The following is a 25,331-nucleotide window of genomic DNA, read 5'->3' as shown; positions in this document are numbered from 1 at the left end:
TCAATCAGGAGGAGATGCAATGGAATTGTCAAAAACACGGAGACGGGTTCTGGCGCTGACACTAAGTCTTTGTTTAAGCGCGTCAGTCTGGAATTTGCAATCCGCGCTGGCGGCTGACGACAAGGACACCCAAGCATTAAGAGATGTCGTTCCGGTAAATCAATTCGCAGAAACAGCGAGTACAGAGGAGTGGGGAAGTATCAGTGAGATCGTAGGTAAGATCTACGGTGAATGGAATGGCGACAGTTACATTGGCGCCTATACCGACCAAATGCCCAACACGGCACTGCTTGGCAACGGCGATGTGGGTATAACTTCAGCAGGGGCGAAAGAGCAGAAAACGTTCCTGATCTCAAAGTCGGACTTCGTATCGGCGGGAAATCTCCTAGGCGTGTTTAATAGTGGAGACAATCTGACCAAACCTCTGCCCATCGGCGGCATCACGATCCAGCAGAAAACCGTTCAGAATAACAATAATCCGAATTTGGCCCCGACATACAAAGCTGTCTCTGCGAGTACATATCATGACGCCTTCTATCCGGCCACCGCTGTAAACGGCAATATGCAGTCTTCCCCCAGTGGCTATGGCTGGGTGACTAAGATCGGCAGTACCCACTGGTTGGAGCTCGAGTATACTGCGCCGATCACCGTACAGCGCTGGGTAGTCAAGAACGATGGCGCGGTACGCAGCGGTTTCAGCATGAACAACACGAGCGCTTTCCGCCTGCAAGTCAGTGAAACGGGCGGTCCGGACGCTGTGTGGACGGATGTGTCCGTGGTCGACAACAACACAAAGGATGTGTATGACGCGAACTTGACCGCTCCGGTCACTTCCGCGCATTTCCGGCTGTACATCACCAATCCGCTGCAGCAGAGCAACACCGATCCCAATCCACGCGCTAGAATAGGACAGTTTGAACTCTATGAGCGTCCGCAGCAAACAACACCTCTTCAAGGAAATCCGAACATTGCGCAGAATCGGCCAGTGAAGGTTGACGATTTCTTGTCCGGCTTCGGTCCGGAGCTGCTGGTTGACGGCATATCTAATGATGTCAATAAGAAATGGTGCTCCACTACAAATCTTGCAACGCCACACTGGGCGATTATCGATTTAGGAGAGTCGAAGTCGATTGCCAGTTACAGTATGTATAATGCAAGCTTGGCTGGCGAACCTATCTCTCGCAACACCAAAGATTTTGCGCTGCAATACTTGCCTGACGAGAGCGGCATTACCTGGGACAACGTCACAACACAGAGTGGGTGGGTCAATATGGACGCTGTGACAGGCAACGACGCAGCTATTGTCAACAGAAATCTTGCGGCTCCGGCCACGGCGCGCTACGTGAGGCTGTGGGTCACTAAAGCATCTGCTGAGGCAGGCAAAGAGCATGTACTGCGTATTCATGAGCTGGAACTCTACAGCAAACGTTTCAGCAATACACCGACGTACGAGAAGCAGGATATCTTGAACGCTCAGATTCAGACCAAGCTGAGTATCAGCGGCGTGAATCTGTCGATGCAAACATGGCTATCCTCCTCGAAAAACATCTTGGTTACTGAACTCACGTCTTTAGGATCCGAGCCGGTGGACCTGGAGGTGAACACCTGGGGTAAGGCGGACAACCGAAGCTTCCCGGCCACTGCCGACAAAGTTAATGGAAATGCGGTAGCCACAAGGGCAACGTTCAACAACGCGCCGCTTAATTCAAACTCATGGACGTCGAAGGCGGCTCTGGCTACCAAGGTGCTGGGCGCCGAAAGCACCGTCTCTGTCAACAACTTGAAAGGCACAGGTAGTACGGCGTTTACGCTAGATGCGGGTCAAACGGTGCAAATTGTCACGGCGATCGGCGGCGGAGGAAAGACCTACGACGCAAAGAACAATCTTCTCGCGACCGATCCGGTCTCCGAGGCGAGCGCTCAGCTGTCGCCGATCAATGGCGCTCAGGATGTTGAGACACTGCGGGCCGATCATCAAAGCTGGTGGAAAAACTTCTGGTCTGCCTCCTACATCAACATCCCGGACTACGCCGACGTACAGAAATACTATTACGGGGCGCAGTATCTCCTTGGTAGCACCGCCAGATCTGGAAAAGTTGCCCCGGGACTTTATGGGGTATGGCACACCACCGACAATCCAAGCTGGTCTTCCGATTACCATCTCAACTACAACTTCATCGCCACGTTTTTCGGAGCCAACTCCAGTAATCGCTCCGATCTGTCACTGCCGGCCGGAGAGGCGATGTTGAGCTTCGTGCCCGAGGGTATGCGACGCGCTGCGGACCCGAATCAGCTCAGACGCATCAACGAAGGCTACATCAACAGCAGTCCGGATCTGCAAAATGGAATCTCTGACGCGGTTTTGTATCCGGTGGGTATTGGACCGTGGGGCACCGTCATGGATGATTCTTATCACTCCGAGGCGCTCAACGCCGCTTTCAGCAGTTATCCTTTGATTCAGTATTATCACTATACGCAGGACGAAACGTATCTGAATACCTACGTCTATGACTATCTTAAGAAATGTGTGAACTTCTATGATGCATGGCTCGACAAGACGGGCGCTACGTATACCTTGTACGCCGGTTACAACGAAGGTTCGTGGGCCAAAAACCCCGCAGTGGAACTTGCGGCGCTCAAGAATGTCTTATCTGAGTTGATTGCCGCCAGTGTCACGCTGGACAGAGACGCGGATCTGCGGGCGCATTGGCAGGATCTTTTCGATCACCTCGCTTCACAGCCGACCAGTGTGTGGAATGGCAAACAGGTCTATGCCCTCGCGGAAAAGGAGTGGAAGAACGGGCAGTGGGTAGATCTGGCCAATCCTGTCCCAGGTGACGGAAATATCATCCCGCTGGACATCGTTGTCCCGGGCGGTCAGTTAGGTTACTACTCCTCGGATAGCGCACTGCAGATCGCCAGAAACACGATCGACGTGTTCGGCACCAGGGCATGGAGTCAGATCAACAATTTCCCGAGAATCTTCAACGACGCGGTTCGCTCCAGATACCCCGCGGATGCAGTCTTGGGGAATATGACCAACACGATCAAAGCCCAGATTCAGCCCAATTTGCGAATCAGTGATGGTGTACACGGCGTGGAGAAGATCGGTGCGACCGAGGCGATCAACAGCATGCTGCTCATGAGTGACCAGGGCGTTATGAAGGTGTTCCCAAATTGGATGAGCGGAAAGAATGCATCCTTTGCCAGATTACGCGCGCCGGGAGCCTTCGTTGTGTCCGCTGCTTATGATGGAGCCTCTAACGAGGTGCAGAGTGTGACCATCAAAAGTGAGGCGGGCAAACCTCTGACGATCGCATCTCCTTGGGCTGTGGGCACCGATGTCTTTGATTCATCTGGCCATGAAATCAAAACCACTACCGGAACCGCCCCCAACTGGGAAAGCGAGACTACCGTTACCTTCAATACCGTAGCCGGAGAGACGTATACTTTGCGCATGCTAATTCCGAAAAATATGCCTCTGTCTACTTTACAAGGTCCGCAGCAGGTGTACCCTGGACAAATCTTTGAAGTCAAAATGGGACTTAGCCATGTGACACAAAATGAATACCAGCAGGTATATGCGCAAGATGTGACGCTAAACTATGATCCGAATCATATGCAGCTGGAGTCGGTAACCTCACTCAAAGACGGATATCAAATTATCGACCAAAAGGAGAACGTACCGGGGCATGTTCGGGTTCTTGCTGCCAGCACTATGGCTCAAGGAGTAATTCCTCAAGGCGATATCTTAAATTTTAAATTTACGTCCAAATCTGTAACCCAAGCTACCAATACGACAGTGTCGGTAAGCGGCGTTGCCATTGCTAACAAAGAAGGGAACGAACTTCCAATTAATGGAGCTTCCAGTGAAGTGCGAATTCAGATCTCTGTAGACAAATCGTTGCTGAATGCCTTAATTGCGAGCGCTCAGGTAATGTACAGTGCAGCGATAGAAGGAAATGAAGACGGCATGTATGCGATGGGTTCCAAAGCACTCTTGCAGTCTGCTATCGATACGGCTAATACAGCAGCAAGCGATTCGAATATCACTCAGCAGCAGGTAGATGAAGCAAAAGCTCAATTACAAGCAGCGATTCAAGCGTTTGAATCCAGAAAAATAAATGCAGACGTTAATGGAGATGGACGAATCACGATCGGAGATTTGGCTATCGTTGCTGCAGCTTATGGCAAACAACAAGGCCAAGCGGGTTGGAACGTAAAAGCGGATGTCAATAAAGACGGTACCATTGATATTGTAGACCTTGCAATCGTAGCAAAAGCGATACTGAAATAGAATATCATGCAACAAGTTGATTGAATGAAATTTGGGATTGTAAAGTCAAGTAGGGGGGGAGATTTCATTATCTCCTTCTCATTTTCCAATTCCAATCGAAACAGCATTAGAGTTGTTAAATTGAGGGAATTTTAAACAAAGAATTGAGCTTTGTTTGAATGAAGAACTTCATCCTTATAATGTTGAAATTTCCATTCCGTTAAAGGATTGCTAGAACTCGTCTCTGATGTAAGACAATCCCAGGAATATTACCGAGAAAAGCTTGGTTTCAGAATTGAAGGACAGTTTGTAGAACGAGATGGAATAAGTTTCTTAATCAAAGAAGCTGAAAATAAAGAACTAATTCGTCCTAACCACACAGTAAATGGATATATGGAATCTTACATTTGGGTCGACGATGTTGACATTGTTTTTGATGACTTCAAGGCAAGAGGAGCAATATTAGAATCCGAACCAGTTAATCAACCGTATGGTATGAGAGAAGTCCTCGTCTATGATCCTGATGGATATAGATTTTGTATTGGTGGTCCTTTGAAATGATTGGTTATTATGCTAGACGGGTCACAAAAGTGAGGAGCTTGCTTGAGGCGGCTCCTTTTTGATTTGTTGAAGTAACTGGAAGGAATGTCTAATACACATATGGAAATATTGTAGGTACTAGGTAACTACGCTACGTTCACAGGTATCATCAGTTATACAAATTTCCTATGATGGAGGTTGCGAAATGGCTGACTTCAAATTACCTGTCAGGAAATATAATTCAGACCCCGACTTGAGGATTCCTATTAATCCAGAAAAAACTGCATTCCTGGTAGTTGATTCATATGAAGCGGGAAACCACAGGGAAGTTATAGAAAACCAAATTCATTTGTCGCTCAATGTGGCACGGAGAATGGGGTTAAAGGTGGTTTACCTATACGATGCCATTTCGGGCGTTGGTGGACCCAATGATGTGACCACTATAATACACGGATTAGACCACATAGATAATAGTTGGAAACCAGTCACTCCAACATTTAATCCACTGATACAACCATTAGAGAGCGAACCTGTTATTCCTAAATGGGGGAAAGATGGTTTCGATGGCACACCACTTGATTACTATCTCAAAACATGGAAGATTGACACAATAGTTGCTGTGGGATTCCATATCAAATCGTGCTTGTACCAAACTTGCTTGTCAGCTCGCCATCAAAATTATCGTGTGGTAATGCTGAGAGATTGCACAGATTCTTTTGAATTCCCAGATACTCGAGATGCTAACAATCCCGAGGGTGGATGGTTGAGGTTCGTTTTCTTGCGAATGTATGAAACAGACATCGGTTACACTTCTACTTCCATTGAGTTCGAAAGAGCGTTTTTGGACGGGCTGTCTGACGATTGCTAACTAACCCATCACCCTACCTTACAAGCCTCTTCAAGTAGTCCAGGAGCAGCAGATACAAATCAGGCTTAAAGTGAAACCGCTTTCCGCGTAATGGATTTTGTTGGCGGGGAAGAGAGGGACATCAACAACATGAATCTAATTAGTGTGACTAATCAATTCATTCATTATTTTAGACGTCCCTGCATAATGATATTAAAGTTTGATCTTACTATCTTTAGTCACCACAATCTTCTCGATAAAGCGATTAATAACAATACGAATAATCTCATTAAACTGCAATGCTTCTTCAACCATTAGCTTAATGTTATCGAAACTTGTCAACTCCGCAGAATCAGACATTGACAATTCAATACGCTCTTTCTCTTGAATAAGGTTTGTAATCTGAACATCTTCTTGTTTAATGAAACATAACTACATCTTTCACGTATATCCCTTTAGTTAACATATTTTAACAGAGAAAACGATAGAGAAACCTATAGACTATCGTAGAGGTCACGTGCATGTTGGTTTTGAAAAAACGAAAGCGGATTGTATGGTTGTCAGCTTTAGTCCTTATCGTTGTAGTTCCAATTACAATTTTCTTGCAAATAATTATTCACTCTAATGTACCCGAACTTGCAGAAGGAAGCATTGAGCAGCGGTATGCACAGCAAGGAAGCTACCATGTAAAGGTAGAAGAAGTTAAGCGTGCGAGCGGAGAGGTTTTATTTAGAATATACTACCCAGCATTTCAAGGAGACGAATCTTATCCTGTTATTTCTTGGGGGAATGGAACCGATGCCACGCCTGATCGTTATGATGAGCTCTTAACCCATCTTGCTAGCTGGGGATTCATAGTGATAGATTCCTATAGCAAGACAACAGGAACAGGCAAAGAAATTGCGGAGGCTATTGATTATTTGAGAAATGAGAACCAACGAACAAACAGCTTGTTTTATCAAAAAATACAAATGGAACAGATTGGTGTAGCGGGACATTCTCAAGGGTCTACGGGGGTCATTAATGCGCATACCAACTATAAAAGCGGATCGTTGATTAAGACGGTTGTATCCATCGCTCTCCCGGATTTGAAGTATTGTGATCCAAAAGATGTGTACGATACAGCACGTATTACTGTTCCTTTCCTCATTATGGGCGGTACACGAGATTTTCTAATCTCACCGGTATCAACGAATCAATTAGCCTTTCATAGTACTAACGCAAGTACGCCTGTTATGATGGGGATGGCAAAAGGTGCAGCTCATACAGCGATTGAAGGTAATGGTGGCAATCATAGGGGTTACTTGACGGCTTGGATGAGATATTGGCTGCTTGATGATCAGGAAGCCATGAAGGCATTTCATGGGGATTCTTCCGAGATGATGCATAATACAAATTGGGTGGACGTTATACAAGCAAATATGAATGATAATAAATTCGTGCATCAATAACAAAAAAACGGCATGTTTGCCGGTTTTACTGTTAGCATAATCATGTTCTGCAGCCTTTCAGTAGTCAGCTATCTATTCCTCTTCCTCCACAACACCCAGCGCTCGGATCTTCTCTTTGAATCGGTCGTTATTGGCCGAGACGTAGGCTATATAAGGGGCATCCGTTTCCTTGAACACTTTCAGAAAAAACTAAACGACCGTTCCCCGGTGGAATACCGAGAAACGGTCGCAGCATAATAGTGTCTCTTTATTCTTGTCTACTTGGCAGGGAGAAGGTGAGGTCAATAATCGTAAAAGATGTAATCATAACTTACTGATTAAGTTAACTGGCAGGATAACGTAATGATTATCGACTTAAAGAGTAGTTATGTAAGGTTCGATAAAAATTGATTATAACTATTTATTACCAAATGGATTATCAAAAAAATAGTAAAATAATATAAGCGCGATGGCTGGCGAAAGGGTTTTCATTTCGATTATCCTTTCTGCGTCTATATAAGCACATGTTTTTCCTTATAAAAATTATTTTTCCTCAATGCAACATTGTGTTTATTTTATTCAATAGATTCATTTATGGCATTTCTAAATGTTATAACAAGAAATGAAAGTGGGAATGACGTTGATTGAACATAGCAATCTTGAGGAATATCAAGATCCGGTAAATTACGATCTTGAATTTGACGGTGAAATGGACAAATATCAGTTCTATCTTGAGCTTGCTAGATCGAGTCCTGGGGAAGTGTTAGAACTTGCTTGTGGTACAGGCTTAACAACGATACCCCTGTCGAAAGCCGGCATAACGATGACCGGTGTAGATATCTCTTCAGCGATGCTCGCATATGCGCGGTTGAAGGCGGAAGGGTTGACTGTTACTTTTATGGAAGGCGATGCCCGTACCTTCGAATCGGACAAGCGATTTTCGATGATTTATTTGACTGGTAATGCATTTCAGGCATTCTTAAGTGATCAAGATCAAATCGATTTGCTCACGACCGTTCACAAACATTTACAACCCCATGGAATCTTTGCATTCGAGACCCGTAATCCGGAGGGAACGGATTTATCCGATCAAGAGGAGACAGAATGGGGATCATTTATGGATAAGGATGGGAATAACGTCAAGGTATCAGGCACACAATGTTACGATGCTAGCCAGCATATCATGCATTGGGTCACGATGCGTGATTGGGGATATAAGCGAACAACTTCCCGAATTGCTTGTCGGTTCACGGGTCAGGATACGCTGCATTCTTTATTAACCCGTCACGACTTTCGCGTAGAACATCAATATGCTGACTGGGATAAAACGCCGTTCTCTCCGTCATCTTCATCTATCATTAGCGTTTGTAGGAAATGTTAGGAGAGATGTAATGCATTGCAATAGAAAAAATCCCCTCAGGTCGAGGGGATTTTTGGTGATCCTAAGTTTAGCATACTTTTCGCATTAATATTTCAATCGGTCCGCGCGGCTAATATAAAATATAGGATTTCGTACCCCATAGCTCTTGTCCTTTAACGATATGTGTCCTCCGATGTCAGACGACAAGACCTTATATACTTCTCCGAAAATGACAAGAACATAGATACTTGACCGATCACCGCATTCGTTCTTAACCTACAGGCAGTTAGCTCAGCGAGGCTAAGTCCACTTGACCCAGTACCGTTTACGCCTTAAGCCTCTCGAGTCCATAGATACACAAACGTTATAGAAAATTCTTGTAAATAATGACAAAAAAATCGTTGGAGATGAGTGTATGGATATAAACGTAAGAAAGGCAAGAATTGAAGATGCTAATGACTTGTCTGAATTATTCATTGCGTTTATTGGAACTAATTTCAACATTGAAAAGACGATCAGGTCGGCATTAAAACGGCTTGCTGCTCGGGGAGAACTCGAAGTAAATGTATATCCGCATCACTTTCATCATACCTATGCGTGTCAGCTCCTTGATAACGGAGCACCATTTAATTTCATTCAAGGCATGTTGGGGCATGAAAAAACATCAACCACTCAAATTTATGCCCAGCTGCGCGGGGAACGCAGACGAGAACTCTACCGCCGGTTTTTTTAGCATTTCTGTAATATTGAGTATAGATGAAATGCACCTAAGAAAACTGTTACTCAACTAAAGGGCAGACTAGTTGATCCAAGGAATTATGAATATTATTCCATTCTCTGCAGTGGACAGCATGCCCCCTAACACAAAACTATAATTCTATAGGGTGTGGTAATAGCGGGGATACTTTTTGTGGTAGGTCCATAAATAACAATTAGATCTCGGTTCGCAGGGGTTCTTGAAAAGTGTTGCCCATTTGTTAATACTATTTGAGTATATGGAGAAATATTTAATTGTAATCGTCCATCACTACTCTCCAACTCAGTATTAAAATAATCTACTTTTACATTCTGATATGGGCTATTTTTTACCATGACAATTGCTTGATATTGTGGAGGGTAAATTAGAAGAGCAGGTGCATTTCCGTCATAATATCCAGTCACTTGATCTCCTACTGACACCATTACGTGGTCTACAAAATAAGTATTGGGTGACACAACGAAATTTACTAATGCTCCCAATCCGTTGTCGACAGATATGAATTTATAACATCCTTCATCAGTTTGACCTGTAAAAAAATCATTAATCATAGTGATAGTCCCGTGAAAAGAATAAAAATTTGTCATATAATATCTCCTTTTGCTTTTAAAAGATAATGCACTATTCGCAAAGTTAAATAACCTGGTTTACAGTATGTAGGTAAATAACTATATGATTGTGCAGATGCCTATAAAGGGGATTCCTCAGTGAATAGCGTGTTGCGCTAACGGGACACGCTAGATCAAAGTAAACCACTTGAAAACTAGCAGTGAAGGGAAAATATGCCTCAATGTTGAATATTTATAAATCAGAAATAGAAAATTATACGAGAGGTAGGCTTTTATGGAAAAAACTGAAACTATAGTAAGTCGGCTCGACATCGCAATCCCTGTTTCAGATCAGAAGCAAGCAGTCGACTGGTACGTTAAGTATCTCGACTGCGAAGTTGTATGGTGGCTAGGGCCGGTATTATTAAGGCTTCCAAACAAACAAGAAATTTTAATTGTCCAAGATCACGACCCGGACAAGGACAGCATTTGGTATGCAGGCGAGCCTGGGTTCCGCAAAAACCCATACTATTCATTGCAAGTCGTTGTCGGAGATAAAATGGAAGAGTTTCGTAATAAACTTCTTGAAAGCGGTGTCGTTGTTCATGAAATCTATGAAAATGACGCAGGGAAGACCTTCATGTTCTTCGATCCGAGTGGGAATCGCTTCTTCGCGGTAGAATGGTAGGTTAAATTGATAGATCAACCGAACTTGTATAACCACTTTATCAGAAAAGTATTTTTCTCAAAGGGCATAATCAACAACCCACCATTCGAGGATGGATGGAGGGAATGATATCAAGTTCTTGTCGTTTAAGATATCAACAAATGTCGGGTGACAAAAAGATAGTAATATTAGAAGCCGTTGATTATGCGGCTTTTTATTTTTATGATATCAAGTTCTTGTCATGGTGTTTTGACAAGAACTTGATATCATTTCCGACTAATAACAAGAACTATGTTACATTCCCCGATATAATCTCATCGGCAGCAGAATGCCATTTTTGTTAAACTAACGGGCAGTTTAGCTTAATGTACTAGCAGAGGAAAGATGAGGGAATCTAAGGTTTTGAGAGATAAATAGAGTTATTATTTTCTGAAAATCCTAAATTTAGGCATTATAATGCGAATGTGTAAATTTATGAAAAATAGCGAACGTGCGTTTTTGAGGTTTGTCAAAAAAGATAATACAATTTACGATAGGTTCATTCGAAACCAACAATTAAGGAGATGTTTAAATGAGCAATATATTATTAAATTCAAGAAAAAACACTCTTGATAATAAAGGGCTTTTAGAACAAAATAAAAAGTTTTGGGATAATACTGCTGACAAATGGTTCGGTGTAACTGCACTCCCAGAACTCGGATGCTTAATACCATCTGAAGAAGACTTACATTTGTTTGGTGATGTGTCTGGTAAAAAAGTTCTTGATATTGGTTGTGGAAGTGGGCACTCTCTTAAATATCATGGTGACCATAATGCATCAGAACTTTGGGGACTTGATATGTCAACTCAGCAAATTGAAAATGCAACCCGTTATTTAAAAGATTGCGGATATGAAGCACATTTATTCAATAGCCCCATGGAAGTGAATCCAGGTTTACCGATGGGTTATTTTGATATTGTTTATTCAATATATGCAATCGGTTGGACTACCGATTTACAAAAAACATTTAATTTAATCGCATCCTATTTAAAAAAAGGTGGTACTTTTATATTTAGCTGGGATCACCCTGTTATGAGATGTATGGAAATTGAAGAAGATAATCTTGTAGTTAAAAGCTCTTATTACGATGAAAATCTTTTTACATTTGAAAAATACGGCTTTGATGTTTCACTCAGCAAAAGGAAAATTTCAACGTATATTAACGCTTTATCTAAAGCAGGATTTTTTATTGAGGAAATGATAGAAGAAACTGATAAACAAACCCTTGAAAGTGAGAGTAAAGTTGAACAGAAATATCATTCTGCTTTCAATGCGAAAATGTTTCCCTTGTCCTTCGTTTTTAAAGCAAGAAAACTTTAATCGGTAGTTAAGCATAATTTGCGGTTATATAAGCCGCAATCTTTTATATTATACGCATCAGTGGCTTTAAAAGGATTGCCTGTGGGTTGAGAAAACTGAAGTAAAACTAGCGAGTTAATTTGTAAAAAAGCTAAACTAACGGGACACCTTAGTTCAACTAAGACACGACGGCAGCCGGCGATCGGCTGCCCTTTTTATTGAAGTAACGGGCAGGATAGTTCAAAAGTTTCGCGAATATACCCTACATACGGAATTATTTACGAAGTTCGTGAATAAAACGTTATGTGCAATTACTTGCAGGGTATATGGGGAGGGTTATTTCCAAGTAGATGATTTCACTTATTCTATCGATATTGATGTATCAATCTCCCATCGTTGTTTTTACTAAAGAAGAAATCGAGAAATATGAAGAGTTATCAAAATCAGTTAATGAAGGTCGATTAATTGACTATACTTTACAATACCCCAAGTACCGTTTTCTACAGTATTTATCATTGAAAGGAAACTATGTGTTTCACGGTTCTAATTATCGCAATATTGAAAGATTTGAACCACGCGAACAAACACTGTACAACAATGAACTAACGACAGCTGTGTTTGCGACGACAGAACCAATATGGTCTATTTTCTATGCAGTATTTAATCGAAGTGCATTAATCGGGAGTTTTCGAAATGGATGTCTTATAGGACGAAACAAAAAGTACCATTATTATTCAATAAATGAATCTACAATAAAAAACAATCCTTGGACGGATGGCATGCTGTACATACTACCTAAAGAAAAATTTCATATGTCTGGACAAGGAAAAGTGCAATTTGATGAGTGGACTTGCAATGAATATGTAACCCCAGTAGGCAAGATAAGCGTATCCTTATCAGATTTTTATTTCTTGAATAAAGTAGCTGTTCACAAAGATAAAGAGTCTTTGTTTAGTACATGGATATACTATAAAGCACGAACTTTAATGTCAAATTCGAAGAGGGCAATTAACAGCACATAACACCGTAGCTACGCTGTGGGCCGTTCGGCCCTTGGCAGCCGATGTCGTGGACAAAAAAATCGTAACATGAGAAGCCGCTAATTATGCGGCTTTTTATTTTTATGATATCAAGTTCTTGTCAAAGATCAATGTCAAGAACTTGATATCATTCCCGACTGATGACAAGAACTTTTTTACATTCCCGATATGATCTCATCAGCAGCAGGCAAGTTAAAAAGTTGCCATTGTTGTTAAGCTAACGGGGTGGATAATCTAATGGTAATTATTTTCATAAGAACAAACATGCGGTATAATTTTGGGTAATAATGGATTACAAACATCGGGGAAATGTATTCTATAAACAAAGGAGACAGTATAAATGAGTTTTAAGTCAAAATTTGACCAATTTCCAATTTTAGAAACGAGAAGGTTATTATTAAGGCAATTGAATCAACGTGATGCAGCAGAATTTCAATTAATTAAATCGGACCCAGATGTTTTCAAAGATATATGGAAACAGGTGAAGGATCAAAAACTATTGAAGAGATAGAAAACTGGATTAGAACTTGTGATTTAAGATTTAATAAAAACAGAAGTGCTTTTATTTGGGCAGTTTGCCTAAAGGATATTGATAAAGCAATTGGATATATTGAATGTACAAATTTCGTTAAATCAACAATGGCTGATGTAGCATACTTTTTATCTAAAGATTATTGGAATCAAGGCATTATGAGTGAAGCAATTGTTGAAGTTACAAAGTTTGGTCATGCATTCGTTGGACTTCATAGAATTCAAGCGTTAGTTGCTGTTGAGAATATAGCATCAATAAAGTGTCTTATTAAAGCTGGTTTTTTCAATGAAGGGACTTTAAGACAGTATATCCTAGGTAACGGAATTAGGGATGTAGCCCTGCTATCTTCATTAAAAACAGAGTTGTAGATTCTAAGAAATATGAAAAATTGGCACGTAGGTTTTGAGGAAGTTGCAACATATTACCTAGATGCTGCAAAACATAGAGAAATAGAATTTGTACTGTGTACTAAAAATTTTGCTGATATAGTCATTAATGGTAACCATCTACAGGGCATATCGAAAAATATTATCAGTTGTTGGATAAGTAGTATGATAAGAAAATGAGTCTTTCCTGAAATTAGGGAGCCTTTGGCGATGCGATAGAGTGCAAGAAACGCTTCAAACGGGAGTTTTGGAATGAAGTTGCTGATGTGGAATGTTATTACCAATTGGATTGTACTATTAGTGAAGGAGCCAGTTATGAACAGAGATGATCTCGGGAAATTATATCCAATCACGGTTGTTCCTTACGATGCAAATTGGACTTCACAATTTAAAAATGAAAAACAAATCTTAACCAACATTCTCAGTTCTGAAATAGCTCTAAGAATAGAACATATCGGTAGTACAGCTGTACCACATTTATCAGCAAAGCCAACAATTGATATCCTTGTGGAGATTCCAAAGGAAAATGGAGTAAGTAATTTGGTAATTAGCAAGATGACTCAAAATAATTATATACACATGAAAGAGCAGAAAAATCATCTGATGTTTATTAAAGGATATTCCCCGACAGGATTAGAAAAAAAGTCTTTCCATATACACATGGGTACAAAAGATTTGAACTTTCTTTGGGATAGAGTGTATTTTAGGGATTATCTACGGGCGAATCCTACTGTTGCCAAACAGTATGAAGATCTAAAGTTTAAATTAGCCGAAATCTATAAGTATGATAGAGAAGCCTATACTGAAAATAAGACGGAATTCATTAGAGAGATAACCAAACTGGCGAAAGAGAGATCTTAAAAGATTTTCTTTACTTCACTATCGGAGAACAATAGTTGAGGAGCTTGCTTGGGGCGGCTCCTTTTTGATTTGTTGAAGTACCAATTCAATTGCTCAACATAGTTATTTGTATAAAACTTACATATGATTTCAAACAGGGTGAAAGAGAGGTTTTATAATGAAGAATCCTCTGAAATGGATGAAAGTCCGTTTCAATATTTGGGATAACCCGTTTAATATCTTATATTGGGTGCTCTTACTAATGCTTATATATATTTTGGTGGGTATTTATGGAATGAACTGGTCATAAGTGCATTTAAAGGACAAGTTTTCAGACAAAACAAAGCATTTTAGAACAGGATGTCTTTCAGGTGTTCGTCTAAACTGATAAAGAAAGCGTCGTAGGCAAGGACGTGATTATCAAGAAAGATGCATTCATGGAAATACCCGTGATCGTGTAAGAGTTATGGAAGAACGGCACACATGATCGGATTAACGAAGCTGTCGGCAGACCTGTAGGCTTTCTGTTAAACGGCTACCAAGTGGTAGTCCTTTGTTTCTCTAACAGGCAGTATACATAAATAGGAAATTATTGTAATCTAGTTTTGTTAATATAAATGAGGAGGACGATAAAGTGGCTCCAAAACATATAGTTTCTGCGGCAACAATTGTAGTTAATGAGCGAAACGAAATATTATTGATAAAAGGACCTAAACGAGGATGGGAAATGCCAGGAGGGCAGGTTGAAGAAGGTGAATCATTGAAAGATGCAGCGATAAGGGAAACAAAGGAAGAGAGCGGTATAGATATAGAAGTGACAAAGTTTTGTGGTGTTTTTCAAAATGTAGGGAGTAGTATTTGTAACACTTTATTTTTAGGCAGACCAGTCGGAGGAGAATTAACAACTTGCATTGAGTCTTTAGAAGTTGGATTTTTTCCAATCGAAACAGCATTAGAGATGGTAAATTGGGGGAATTTTAAGCAAAGAATTGAGCTTTGCTTGAATGAAGAACTCCATCCTTTTTATGTTGAATTTTCCATTCCGCTAAAGGATTGCTAGAGCGCTATAAGTTTTTTCCTTCGGACCGCGTTAACCTAACGAGACACTATAGTTCAATAAACACTTTCAAAGGCTGCCGTCATGATCGGTAGCCTTTGTGCACCTAACGGTCAGTTTAATGGCATTAAGATAAGGTCTAAGTTGATACAACTAACGGTTGTGTCCCTATCAACTTTGCTTACATTGCGTCAATGGCACCTCTATGTGATGATAAATTCATACATTCAAAGGCGGTGGGATAATCGTGATGGATAAAATTATGTTTCAAGATAGGATAAAAACTCTTCGGTTGGAACGGAATATGACACAGCAGGAATTAGGGGATCTTCTAGGCGTTACCGCCCAAGCCGTATCCAAATGGGAGACCGGTATAGCAACACCAGACATCACCTTGCTACCAAAGATCTCCAAGTTGTTCAGTTGTTCAATTGATTCATTGTTTTTCGGTGGAGATGGTAACCCATCGCACGATAGTAAAACGATGATGCGCATGGATCTGGAAGATTCGAAGATCGAATGTTCTAATCTTAGGGGCATTGTCATGCGTGATGTCGTGATGGATGGTGCAGAAATATTTGAAAGCCGGCTAAACGGGATACGAATTCACCATGGTGGAATGGCGAACCTATCTCTTAGGCACCTTGATCTAGACGGATTATCGCTTGGATTCAGTCAAATGAATGGTGCAGTCATTCATGATTTGGGTGGACACACTACGCCTATTCGATTCGCGGAGAATGATTTCAAGAGAAGCACGGTTGATAGGTGTGACCTAGCCAATGTCGAGTTAATCAACTGTAATTTGTCAGGGTTACGAATTAATGGTTCCACACTAAGAGATAGTTGGTTGCTTCAGCCGGAGGAATATGAGCCTATACATATAGAGGATGTTGATTTCCATGATAGCGTAATTAAAAACAGCAATCTGTCGGGAGTTCGCATAGAAAAATGTGTAATCAACGGGCTTACGATTAACGGGATTCCGGTGGAAGAGTTGATCGCTGCTTATGAGCAGATCCACGGCAGTATATAAAAAGAACCGTTTACAAGCAACAACCAAAATGGTATGTTTTTAGGTAAAATATACCATTTTATTGAGGAGGATGCGAATGTCTACGAATACTGAAGTAAATGTTCAAGTAGGTATAGCAAGTATTGCAACGGTTTATATACCTGTATCGGATTTTTGGAAATCAAAAAAATGGTATGAAAATGTTCTTGGATTAAAATGGGGCGGGCACTGCTTCAAATTAGATTCAGGTCCAACGCTATTTCTTTGTGAAACGAAAGATCACGCAAGTCCTAATTTTAGTTTTATGACAAAAGATGATTATGAAATGTTTGTAATAACCTTCCAAACTAAAAGTGTTGAACAACTTAATGAGTTCCATGCTCATCTGAAAGCAAATGGAGTTGAAATTGAAGAAATCGAAGATAGAGGACTTTGCGGGACCAACTTTAGATTTTATGACCCCGATGGAAATAAGTTTGATGTATGGAATGGAGATTACAAGCATGAAACTGACCCTCAATGGGTAGAACCACAAGAATAGTCCCAATGCATTGTCCACAGATGGGGGGCAGGCCATGAAAGAGAACGACTCGTTTGTTTATCACATTGTTACTAGGAAAAAAATGTGCCTCGGACAGGTGATTTACTTTGATAACAACCAAAAAAACTCCTTATACCACTTCTTTTTTGAGAGGGAAAATTTGAATTCTAAAGGTGAAGACTTTATTCAGATTTTATATGGTCATTATACAAATGAAGGCTTCCGGATGGAAAAAGAAAATGCCGAAGTAGCTATGAAGTATGTAGGTCAAACAATTAGAGCTATTAGAGAAGTGATAGTTGAAATGGTTAGACTACAAGAATACCCTGAATATCCTTCGAGACTGTCTTGCCTCTATGCTGCGAAAAGTTATAAAGACGCTTTGAAATGGAAAGAGTTATTTGATTCTTACAATCGGAAAGTTTTGCAGATTGTTAAGCTTCGGATAATTGGGAATGTTTTTGAGGGCGATGGGAGCCTTTTACCAAAGGAAGATGGGGTCTCTTTCTCCCTGAAAATCGAACAGGCTCGAGAATATTGGAAGGGTAATGTAAAAAACGAGCTACCTGAGCTTTTGATTAACGGAAAAATTGAAGTGGTTGAAATAATTGAAAATTTCTCAGCTTAATTTAGAAGTGGTAGATTACGTAAGGACTTCGAACATAAGTGTCGAAGTTTTTTTGTATGCAAATGTTTCTTGGGCGAAGACCGACGGAATCTGAGAAAGTAATGTGTCTGCTTAATAAAGGAGGGTAAACAGTGAATGACGATATTGATCGGGTGCGAGCGACTCTGCTTGGAGATTGGGAAGCTTTTGGCGTAACACATTTACATATTTTTCATTTTTGATGTACACTGGCTTTATGGATGAAATTTCCAATAGGTGGTGTGATGTAATATGGGTGACCAAGTAACAAATAAACACGAGAAGACTCTACCAAGCTTGAAAGAAGAAGCAACAGTAAAATCAGTTGCTTGTATTGAAGTGCCAGTTAAAAACATGCAACGTTCGGTTGATTTCTATGTGTTTCAATTGGGTTTCTATATTAACACCACTAAAAATCGTCTTCCTATTGAAACAGACAACACAGAAGTATTTATTTATCCTGCCTCAGGCGTAGAAATCATGCTTGTAAAAACGGATGGAGAAGAACGATTAGCTTTTACGCATAAAGGAAAACCCAATCATGTTCTCATATTGGAAATTAGTGAGGACATTGTAAAATGCCAAAGCAGATTAGTTGAAGCTGGTATTAGAATCAGCCCAATCAAAGATCGTGGCGGATGTGGAAAATCTTTTGATGTATTCGACCCTGATGGGAATTTAATTAAATTATGGTTCGGCTATCCAAGTTAATGCTCAACCAAACGGGTACTATAGCTAAATAAATTACTAAGACGCGGCTGCCGGCATGGATCGGCAGCCGCTTTGCGCTAAAGGGCAGGTAAATCAGGTGCAGAAGATGATCAGGCTTAAGACTAACGAGGACGAGTATGAGAACGTTTTTGTCTGCAGCATCGTCGGTATTAAATAGCATGTGCCTCCAAAGAGTCTTATTCATACGCGTTTTCGTAATAATTGTTACTATCTTGACCATACTGATAATAGGTTGACTTTCAACTACTACATTGGAATTAAGGATGGTTAATATGAGAGATGAATTAAGTATAAATATCTATTTAGATGAAACGGATACTCCGTTTTCAAGATACTATAGCTTAGATGATGTTCACCTAAGCTCTGATCTTGAAGATTTTATTTTGTCAAAGCAACACAATGGTAGTAGAAAAGAAGTAGAAATATGTTTTTTAGGTCAGAATGAATTTGACGAGAAGTCATTGCAGACTGCCACAATTAACACTTTTTCTAACATCTTGAACGAAGAGGAATATACACATGCTAGAAATGTCAAAAAGGCTATTGTTTTGTTTGTGCTGGGTATTATAGTTGGGGTGATATTCTTGAAGTATTCAACTACTCATACCTATATTGCAGGAGTTTTAAGCATTGTGTGTTGGGTTTTTATTTGGTCAGGTACAGAGATTTATTTTTTTGATAATCAGCAAATCAAACAAAAAATTAGAAAATGCAGGAATATCCTACATGCGAATGTGCGCAAAAAATAGGGTTTTAGTTAAGCTTCAATGGTGGTATTGATGAAGAATCTCGGAAGGTTATTTTACTAAATATATCGAATTCATAATAATAAAATGGATAAAAGTGGTGATGTGTTGGATGATATGGATGAAAAATTATTGAATTATTACCTGGAACTTAAAAGCCCTGAAGCTGGTGAATGGAATTCATCCCCGCAATGTATCCATACAGAATTGATAACAAGGGATTACGTAAGAAAAGCATTTTCAGTTACTGAAGGAATGCGGGTTTGTAATGTTGGTATCGGTACTGGAGATTGGGATGATTACCTAGGATATTGGTTAAAGGGAAGAGGTAGATTAACAAGTATTGATATTGACATGGGGATCTGCGAAATTTTCGAGTATAGGCAGCGGAGAGAGGGACATCCGAACCCTTCAGAGGTTTTGTGTAAAAGTATTTTTGATTTGGATTTACCCATAGAAGAATTTCATATTGTTACCTTAATCGGCTCCGCAATAAACGAAACAGAGGACTTTAAGCGCTGTTTAGACTCGTGTTTTGGCTTATTAAAACATGGGGGATACCTGCTGTTTATGGCGAACTTGAGAAGAACCCCCGTAGAAATGTTAGAACAATACATACGAGATACAACTTACCATATTGAACAAAAGGATCTATATGATATTTTCCCGGAGTACCCTTTTTACATCTATAGAATCAAAAAGTGATTCAACTAACGACCAGGATTATTCAATAACATCACGAATACTTCCGAGGAATAGTATGGACCCTCAAACAAAACATCTTTTCTAGAGCATTCATCTTATTTGGATACAGAATCCTATAACTGACTCGCCTTGGCTCAACCTATACTTGTCATTCAGTGTCAAGAACTTGATTCCATTACCGTCATATAACCGTAAGAAGTGGAATGTGATTAAGCGAACAGCACACAAGCGGGGCCGAATGGCTTCCGCTTTTTTTGTGCAACAGGTAGTTGCAATTTTAGCGATAGGAGGTTCGTGCGCTAAATATTTCTATAGCCATTCTTTCCCAAGAGCATTCTCATACGACGAATGATGCTTTTTTAGTGCACATACAGAATAAAATATGCATAGAACAAGTACCATGCGCCAGACTAAAGACAATGTAGACATTTGTCTACCAAAAAACATGAAAACGTTTTCTCTTATCTCCATTATGAAGATAATTGACGTTTAATTCACATGGTCTTCCCTGATACAATATGAGTGAAATGTTGAACGAATTCGATTATCAATTTCTGAGTCCATACTTTGCCGGTCCGGAAGAGAGGAAGAGATGCGTGAACAGACTCATTGAGATTATAGAAAGTTCTCCAGTAATTGAAGAGCTTCTAAAACATTGTCCCTATTCGGTTCTTAAAAAGTTTCAAGTCAAAGAGTACGCAAAAGGAAGGTTTAAGCTTGAGCAGGGAACCATCTATTCAGAAGTCTATATCATTGTTCAAGGAAAAATAGACATTTTTATTCTAAGCGATTCGGGTCGCAAGATCACGCTTGACATCTATGAACCAGGAAATATTATTGGCGAGCATGAGCTTCTTCAGGAAATCCCTTTTAGCTCTTCCGTGCAGTCTTTAAGTGATGTGGTGTTATTAAAATTGTCTCGAGAATCTTTTCTTGAATGGATGGAATTAGACCGAGGCTTCGCCAGAAATTTGACAGAATCATTATGTAAACAAATTTATCAATTAAGCAAAAGAATCGAGTCGTATAGTTTGTTCTCTACGAAACGTCAAGTTATTGCGGAGTTAAGTTCTTTAAGCAAGAGCGATTATATCGAGAGAAAGACGCTATTAAAAAGGATTAGTTCTACGCCTCGCAGTGTCGATCGCGTGTTAAAAGAACTGAAAGATTTAGAGTTGATTGAAATGGATAATGGCGTGATTAAATTACGGAACCCAAACTTATTGATTGAGCTGGGTTCAAAGGAGTAGAAATAATGGAAAAACAACCTCATATTCAGCTGGATGGATCGTTGGATGTCAGAAAAGCAATTGTAGTAGGAGATCCCGCCAGGGTAGATATTGTGAAATCGGTTCTGGAAAATCCACAAGATATCACATATAATCGGGAGTTCAAATCTGCGATCGGAACGTTTAAGGGGCACAAGATTCTAGTCCTGTCGACCGGTATTGGTGCACCTTCTATGGTCATTGCGATTGAGGAGCTAAAAGCGATTGGTGTCGAATCCGTGATTCGTGCCGGGAGCTGCGGTGCGATGGACAGTAGCTTTAAGGTTGGCGAAATTATGGTCGTAACGGGCGCTGTTCGTGATGAAGGCTTAACTGAAAAATATGTTCCAAAGTATTTCCCTGCCATTCCATCAAGTGAGCTACTGATGCGGGCAATGAAGCAAACTGAAATTCCAGTGAAGGCTGGAATCGCAAGGAGCCATGACGGTTTCTACATGGACAACAATATGGCAGTAGAAGATTTCTGGTCGCGTAAACAAGTTTTAGGCGCAGATATGGAGACAAGCGCACTCTATGTTGTTGGCCATTTAAGGGGAATTCGAACTTTATCGATTCTCAATAATGTAGTCCCTTATATGGAACCTCTGGCAGATGGAGTCAATGAATTGGTGTCAGGAGAATCACAAATGAAAATTGGAGAATTGCAGTCTATCAAATTGGCATTAACCGTTCTAACGGAGGAGGAATAGGTGTATGAAACAAGGAATTTATAAAGTTCTAAAAAGCAAAACGTGGGACGCATGTTGGCTCATATTGGGGATCATTCTGGTGATGGCTAGCTCTTATTATAGTTATAGCGGTACCTTTGATCTCCTTCTCGTTACCTCATTTATTGGCGGTATTCTAGGTATGGTGATCGTGTTGCTCTTCGCCAATCAATATGGAAAAACGGCCAGTGGTTTGGGTGTCGTTGGAGCTATATTTGATACGTTTAATAACTTTAGATACGGCTTGCTAGGAAATGTGTTCGTAGGGATCTACTGTGCTGCGCTGTACGCCAAAGGGTTCCTAACGATGGGAAAAGAAATTGAAGTCACGAAAGTAACGAAATCTAATTTATATATTTCAGGAATCATAGCTTTGGTTGGTTCTGTTGTTCTCTACTTCTATGGCGGTACGATCCTGCCTGCTGATGCACCGATGTGGGTCATCGTGTTTAACGTTTTAGTTTTCCTAGTCCAAGTTATTTCGCAATATTTGATGGTAGAGGGTAAAGCGATTTCTTGGATTGGTTGGATTCTTGCTAACTTTATTAACTTGGCTCTGCAAATCTATGTTGTTGTTCAAGGCAACAGTCCGACGGCAATGATTTATTTGTCCATGACCATTATGTTCCAACTCAATTCCATTAAAGCAGCGATTCTATGGTATGGATACGGCGAAGAATAAATAATGAACTACAACATACGTAGACGGGATCGAGCCTGATTCCATCAGAGATTGCCAACAAAAGACAAGACCCAAACCTTCGAATGAAGGAGGGTCTTATTTTATTTTTCAGATAATATGCGATACACGATATATTTCCGTTTCCCAAGTAATCTAGAAGCTTAAACATACCAAGAAGTCGTATAGATTCATATTCGCTAGAAGTTAGGTGCCAATCGAATAAGTTTATCCGGGGTGCCGTCACCGTTTTTGTCGCCATTGTTACTGGTGACGAAATAGAGTGATCCGTCTGGCGCTTCGACAATGTCGCGAATGCGTCCGTATTTATTCACAAACAAGTAAGTAAGATCACTGCTCTTGATCGTCGGTTGGCCGTTCTGCTCTCCAATGATCATGCGAATGATCTGTTTGCCTTTTAAATTGGTAACAAGCAGATTTCCTGCCCATGGCCCTTGAGTTACAAAAGTCATGCCTGAAGGCGCCCAGGTTGTGCCATTCGCATAAATGAGCGGAGGCGTAATGCCTGGTTGATTCTGATTCCCACCCTCATATTTAGGCCAACCGTAATTGTTGCCGGGTTGAATGTAGTTAATCTCATCTTTAGAGGATTCACCGTGCTCCGATACAAAGAGACGGTTCGTTCCAGGCTGCCATGCTAATCCTTGAGGATTCCGGTGTCCACGGCTATAAATGGGAGAGGAGGCAAACGGATTATCACTCGGAATGGTGCCATCTAAATTCAGACGGAATATTTTTCCCCCGAGGTAAGTAAGTGTATCGTCTTTGTTGCCGTAATTGCCATCGCCGAAATACAGCTTGTTGTCGGGACCTATTTTCAGCCGGCCGCCATTGTGATAGACCGCACCCGGAAGATTCGTGATAAGGACTTTGTCTACTGTAGCGATGTTGTTATTCTCTTTAAGCCGAACGACCTGATTGGCAACTTTGTTGTCTGATGTTTTGTAGGAATGGTAGATATACATGTAATGATTGGTGGCGAAATTAGGATCGAGCGCCAGTCCCAATAAGCCGCCTTCGCTCTTAGGCATGTAATAGAAAGGTGAACCCAGCGTAATGACTGGCGTGGATTTCAACTTCCCGTTCTCAATGACACGAACTCTGCCGCTGTTGCGTTCGGTGAAGAAAATCCGCCCATCTGATGCAAAATCGATAGCCCATGGCGTTTCCAAATTGTTAGCGACAACCTCTGGCGTATAAGGATCGGATGAGGTCGGGCTGGTTTTGACTGACAACGCATTGCTTGCCGCAGATATATTGCCTGCTAAGTCTCGTGCTTTTACGGTGAAGGTATATGAGGTATTTGCCGTAAGTTCTGTGACATTAAAGGATGTCGCAGATGTGCTGCCGGCGAGTGTGCCACTTTTATAAATGTCGTACGCATAGACGCCAACGTTATCTGTCGATGCCGTCCAAGTCAAATTGACAGACGAAGATGTTTTGCTTGGGCTTACAAGTCCTGTCGGAGCAGTCGGGGCCTGCGTATCGGTTTGGTTTGTCGTTTTTACTGTGAGAGGGCTGCTGGCGTTGGAAATATTCCCTGCCGCATCTTTGGCTTTGACCGTGAATTGATAGGTGGTATCCGGCGTTAATCCTGTAAAGGTGTAGGTAGTATCCTTGACATTCGCTTGCGTCAGGACATAATCTTTGTATAAGTCATAGCCCTTCACGCCAACATCATCCAGCGATGCGGTCCAGGATATGTTCGCAGTTGTATCCGTTACACGGTTTGCTTGCAAGTTTGTTGGTTCTGTAGGTGGGAATACATCACCGGTGGAATTGACTTTTACCTTGTCAAAGGAGGCCGTGCTTAGGCTGGATACATTATGGCTGGTGACAGCCAATCCTACATACAACGAAGCATTCATATTAAGAGTCAAGTTGCCCAAATCGCCCCAGTTCAACCCGTTGTTGGATACATATCCTTTGATCACATTACCTTTGCGTTCAAGCTTTACCCAGGCCGGGCTCGTCGAAGCAATTTTAACACTCTGAGATGCTCCGCCCGTCTCAGTCCGGTACTGGAACGTGAACCCGTTGGAAGGCGTCAATAGCAAATCGACATGCTTGGAATTGGCATTCAACGTTTCCCTTATCATAATTCCCGCCTTCGCAAAATCGTGTGAATTGGTCTGAGAAGAGACAAGGGCAATGATAGCGCCGTCTCCCGTCCAGGGCTGATAGAGATAATTGAACTGATCTGATTTGCCCCAGATGTCTGTGCCAGCGCCGCTTACGGTAAATTGATCAACCCCTGGATCGTAAGAAGCACTGCCCGTTAATGCAGGCAAACCGATATTTAGTTGCTTCCACGGACTCGGTATTGCTCCTGCCATAGCTGCGACGTTAACCTCTGCCTCGGCGAAGCCTGATGTAGGTAATAAAGCGAGTAGCATACAAAAGCAGAGACTCAAAGCCATAATTTTGCTTCGTGTAATCATCGCTACACCTCCTTTTTAGATTTTGGATGAAATCCTCCTCCCCTGAAAATTAAACCGCTTATACTTTCGATCTATACTTTACCATATTTATCTAATAATGGAACTTAATTATACGAAAATAAATATTAAATTTTAATTACAACCATCCGATGCATTCGTATATTCTCTTTCTTTTCGACCTGTTATGGAG

At 41.0% G+C, this 25,331-nt stretch carries 23 protein-coding genes; 21 read left to right on the top strand and 2 right to left on the bottom strand.

Going from position 1 to position 25,331, the window contains the following annotated elements; genetic code table 11:
- The first annotated feature begins 19 nt into the window (after positions 1 to 19).
- The 6 genes from C558_RS0125785 to C558_RS0125755 all read left to right on the top strand — a co-directional run bounded on the left by C558_RS0125785 (position 20) and on the right by C558_RS0125755 (position 9,186).
- The gene (locus C558_RS0125785) at positions 20 to 4,297 is read left to right on the top strand and encodes a glycosyl hydrolase family 95 catalytic domain-containing protein (protein WP_018759188.1); all 4,278 of its coding nucleotides are present in this window, start codon (positions 20 to 22) and stop codon (positions 4,295 to 4,297) included.
- A 207-nt stretch (positions 4,298 to 4,504) separates the two neighbouring features.
- Positions 4,505 to 4,837 carry a VOC family protein gene (locus C558_RS0125780; RefSeq protein ID WP_018759187.1) on the top strand — a complete coding sequence of 111 codons (333 nt, stop codon included), beginning with the start codon at positions 4,505 to 4,507 and terminating at the stop codon, positions 4,835 to 4,837.
- Between the two features lie 184 nt (positions 4,838 to 5,021).
- Positions 5,022 to 5,684 (top strand): cysteine hydrolase family protein, encoded by a 663-nt coding sequence (locus C558_RS0125775; protein WP_018759186.1) that lies wholly within the window; start codon positions 5,022 to 5,024, stop codon positions 5,682 to 5,684.
- Positions 5,685 to 6,184: 500 nt separating this feature from the next.
- Complete coding sequence (locus C558_RS0125765; protein ID WP_018759184.1) at positions 6,185 to 7,114, top strand: poly(ethylene terephthalate) hydrolase family protein; 930 nt, start codon at positions 6,185 to 6,187, stop codon at positions 7,112 to 7,114.
- A gap of 613 nt (positions 7,115 to 7,727) precedes the next feature.
- Positions 7,728 to 8,474 carry a class I SAM-dependent DNA methyltransferase gene (locus tag C558_RS31925; RefSeq protein WP_156826265.1) on the top strand — a complete coding sequence of 249 codons (747 nt, stop codon included), beginning with the start codon at positions 7,728 to 7,730 and terminating at the stop codon, positions 8,472 to 8,474.
- A gap of 394 nt (positions 8,475 to 8,868) precedes the next feature.
- A complete protein-coding gene (locus C558_RS0125755) occupies positions 8,869 to 9,186 on the top strand; it encodes a tyrosine-type recombinase/integrase (RefSeq protein ID WP_018759182.1) in 318 nt (105 codons plus the stop codon).
- A 125-nt stretch (positions 9,187 to 9,311) separates the two neighbouring features.
- On the opposite strand, the gene C558_RS0125750 is transcribed toward C558_RS0125755, so the two are convergent.
- Complete coding sequence (locus tag C558_RS0125750; RefSeq protein ID WP_018759181.1) at positions 9,312 to 9,797, bottom strand: hypothetical protein; 486 nt, start codon at positions 9,795 to 9,797, stop codon at positions 9,312 to 9,314.
- Positions 9,798 to 10,053: 256 nt separating this feature from the next.
- On the opposite strand from C558_RS0125750, the gene C558_RS0125745 reads away from it, so the two are divergent.
- The 15 genes from C558_RS0125745 (at position 10,054) to C558_RS0125660 (ending at position 22,682) form a co-directional block, all read left to right on the top strand.
- Positions 10,054 to 10,446, top strand: a complete 393-nt coding sequence (locus tag C558_RS0125745; protein WP_018759180.1) for a VOC family protein — start codon at positions 10,054 to 10,056, stop codon at positions 10,444 to 10,446.
- Between the two features lie 550 nt (positions 10,447 to 10,996).
- A complete protein-coding gene (locus tag C558_RS0125740; RefSeq protein WP_018759179.1) occupies positions 10,997 to 11,785 on the top strand; it encodes a class I SAM-dependent methyltransferase in 789 nt (262 codons plus the stop codon).
- 356 nt (positions 11,786 to 12,141) lie between these two features.
- Entirely contained in the window at positions 12,142 to 12,786 is a 645-nt protein-coding gene (locus tag C558_RS0125735; protein ID WP_425413958.1) for a hypothetical protein, read from the top strand.
- A 489-nt stretch (positions 12,787 to 13,275) separates the two neighbouring features.
- Positions 13,276 to 13,704 (top strand): GNAT family N-acetyltransferase, encoded by a 429-nt coding sequence (locus tag C558_RS33405; RefSeq protein ID WP_083927276.1) that lies wholly within the window; start codon positions 13,276 to 13,278, stop codon positions 13,702 to 13,704.
- A 270-nt stretch (positions 13,705 to 13,974) separates the two neighbouring features.
- The gene (locus C558_RS0125720) at positions 13,975 to 14,583 is read left to right on the top strand and encodes a GrpB family protein (RefSeq protein WP_018759175.1); all 609 of its coding nucleotides are present in this window, start codon (positions 13,975 to 13,977) and stop codon (positions 14,581 to 14,583) included.
- A gap of 613 nt (positions 14,584 to 15,196) precedes the next feature.
- Positions 15,197 to 15,622 carry an NUDIX hydrolase gene (locus C558_RS0125710; RefSeq protein WP_018759173.1) on the top strand — a complete coding sequence of 142 codons (426 nt, stop codon included), beginning with the start codon at positions 15,197 to 15,199 and terminating at the stop codon, positions 15,620 to 15,622.
- Positions 15,623 to 15,869: 247 nt separating this feature from the next.
- A complete protein-coding gene (locus C558_RS32870; RefSeq protein WP_018759172.1) occupies positions 15,870 to 16,655 on the top strand; it encodes a helix-turn-helix domain-containing protein in 786 nt (261 codons plus the stop codon).
- Between the two features lie 76 nt (positions 16,656 to 16,731).
- Positions 16,732 to 17,175 (top strand): VOC family protein, encoded by a 444-nt coding sequence (locus C558_RS31915; RefSeq protein ID WP_018759171.1) that lies wholly within the window; start codon positions 16,732 to 16,734, stop codon positions 17,173 to 17,175.
- A 34-nt stretch (positions 17,176 to 17,209) separates the two neighbouring features.
- Positions 17,210 to 17,803 carry a DUF2441 domain-containing protein gene (locus tag C558_RS0125695; RefSeq protein ID WP_018759170.1) on the top strand — a complete coding sequence of 198 codons (594 nt, stop codon included), beginning with the start codon at positions 17,210 to 17,212 and terminating at the stop codon, positions 17,801 to 17,803.
- A 270-nt stretch (positions 17,804 to 18,073) separates the two neighbouring features.
- On the top strand, positions 18,074 to 18,532 hold the full coding sequence (locus C558_RS0125685) for a VOC family protein (protein ID WP_018759168.1): 459 nt from the start codon (positions 18,074 to 18,076) through the stop codon (positions 18,530 to 18,532).
- Positions 18,533 to 18,825: 293 nt separating this feature from the next.
- Complete coding sequence (locus C558_RS0125680) at positions 18,826 to 19,302, top strand: hypothetical protein (protein WP_018759167.1); 477 nt, start codon at positions 18,826 to 18,828, stop codon at positions 19,300 to 19,302.
- Between the two features lie 114 nt (positions 19,303 to 19,416).
- The gene (locus C558_RS0125675; RefSeq protein ID WP_245583878.1) at positions 19,417 to 20,004 is read left to right on the top strand and encodes a class I SAM-dependent methyltransferase; all 588 of its coding nucleotides are present in this window, start codon (positions 19,417 to 19,419) and stop codon (positions 20,002 to 20,004) included.
- 596 nt (positions 20,005 to 20,600) lie between these two features.
- Positions 20,601 to 21,254: a Crp/Fnr family transcriptional regulator gene (locus C558_RS0125670; protein WP_211220801.1), complete on the top strand. Its 654-nt coding sequence runs from the start codon at positions 20,601 to 20,603 to the stop codon at positions 21,252 to 21,254.
- A gap of 5 nt (positions 21,255 to 21,259) precedes the next feature.
- Positions 21,260 to 21,982, top strand: a complete 723-nt coding sequence (locus tag C558_RS0125665) for a nucleoside phosphorylase (protein WP_018759164.1) — start codon at positions 21,260 to 21,262, stop codon at positions 21,980 to 21,982.
- Positions 21,983 to 21,986: 4 nt separating this feature from the next.
- Positions 21,987 to 22,682 carry a nicotinamide mononucleotide transporter gene (locus C558_RS0125660; protein WP_018759163.1) on the top strand — a complete coding sequence of 232 codons (696 nt, stop codon included), beginning with the start codon at positions 21,987 to 21,989 and terminating at the stop codon, positions 22,680 to 22,682.
- A 197-nt stretch (positions 22,683 to 22,879) separates the two neighbouring features.
- Here the strand turns inward: C558_RS0125660 and C558_RS0125655 are convergent, their stop codons facing one another.
- The gene (locus C558_RS0125655) at positions 22,880 to 25,141 is read right to left on the bottom strand and encodes a PQQ-dependent sugar dehydrogenase (protein ID WP_018759162.1); all 2,262 of its coding nucleotides are present in this window, start codon (positions 25,139 to 25,141) and stop codon (positions 22,880 to 22,882) included.
- Between the last annotated feature and the right edge of the window lie 190 nt (positions 25,142 to 25,331).

Origin of the sequence: Paenibacillus terrigena DSM 21567, assembly GCF_000374845.1 — a bacterium.
Taxonomy (GTDB): Bacteria; Bacillota; Bacilli; order Paenibacillales; family Paenibacillaceae; genus Paenibacillus_K; species Paenibacillus_K terrigena.
The sequence above is the reverse complement of the archived record's forward strand: the minus strand, read 5'-3'. Positions and strand labels throughout refer to the sequence as shown.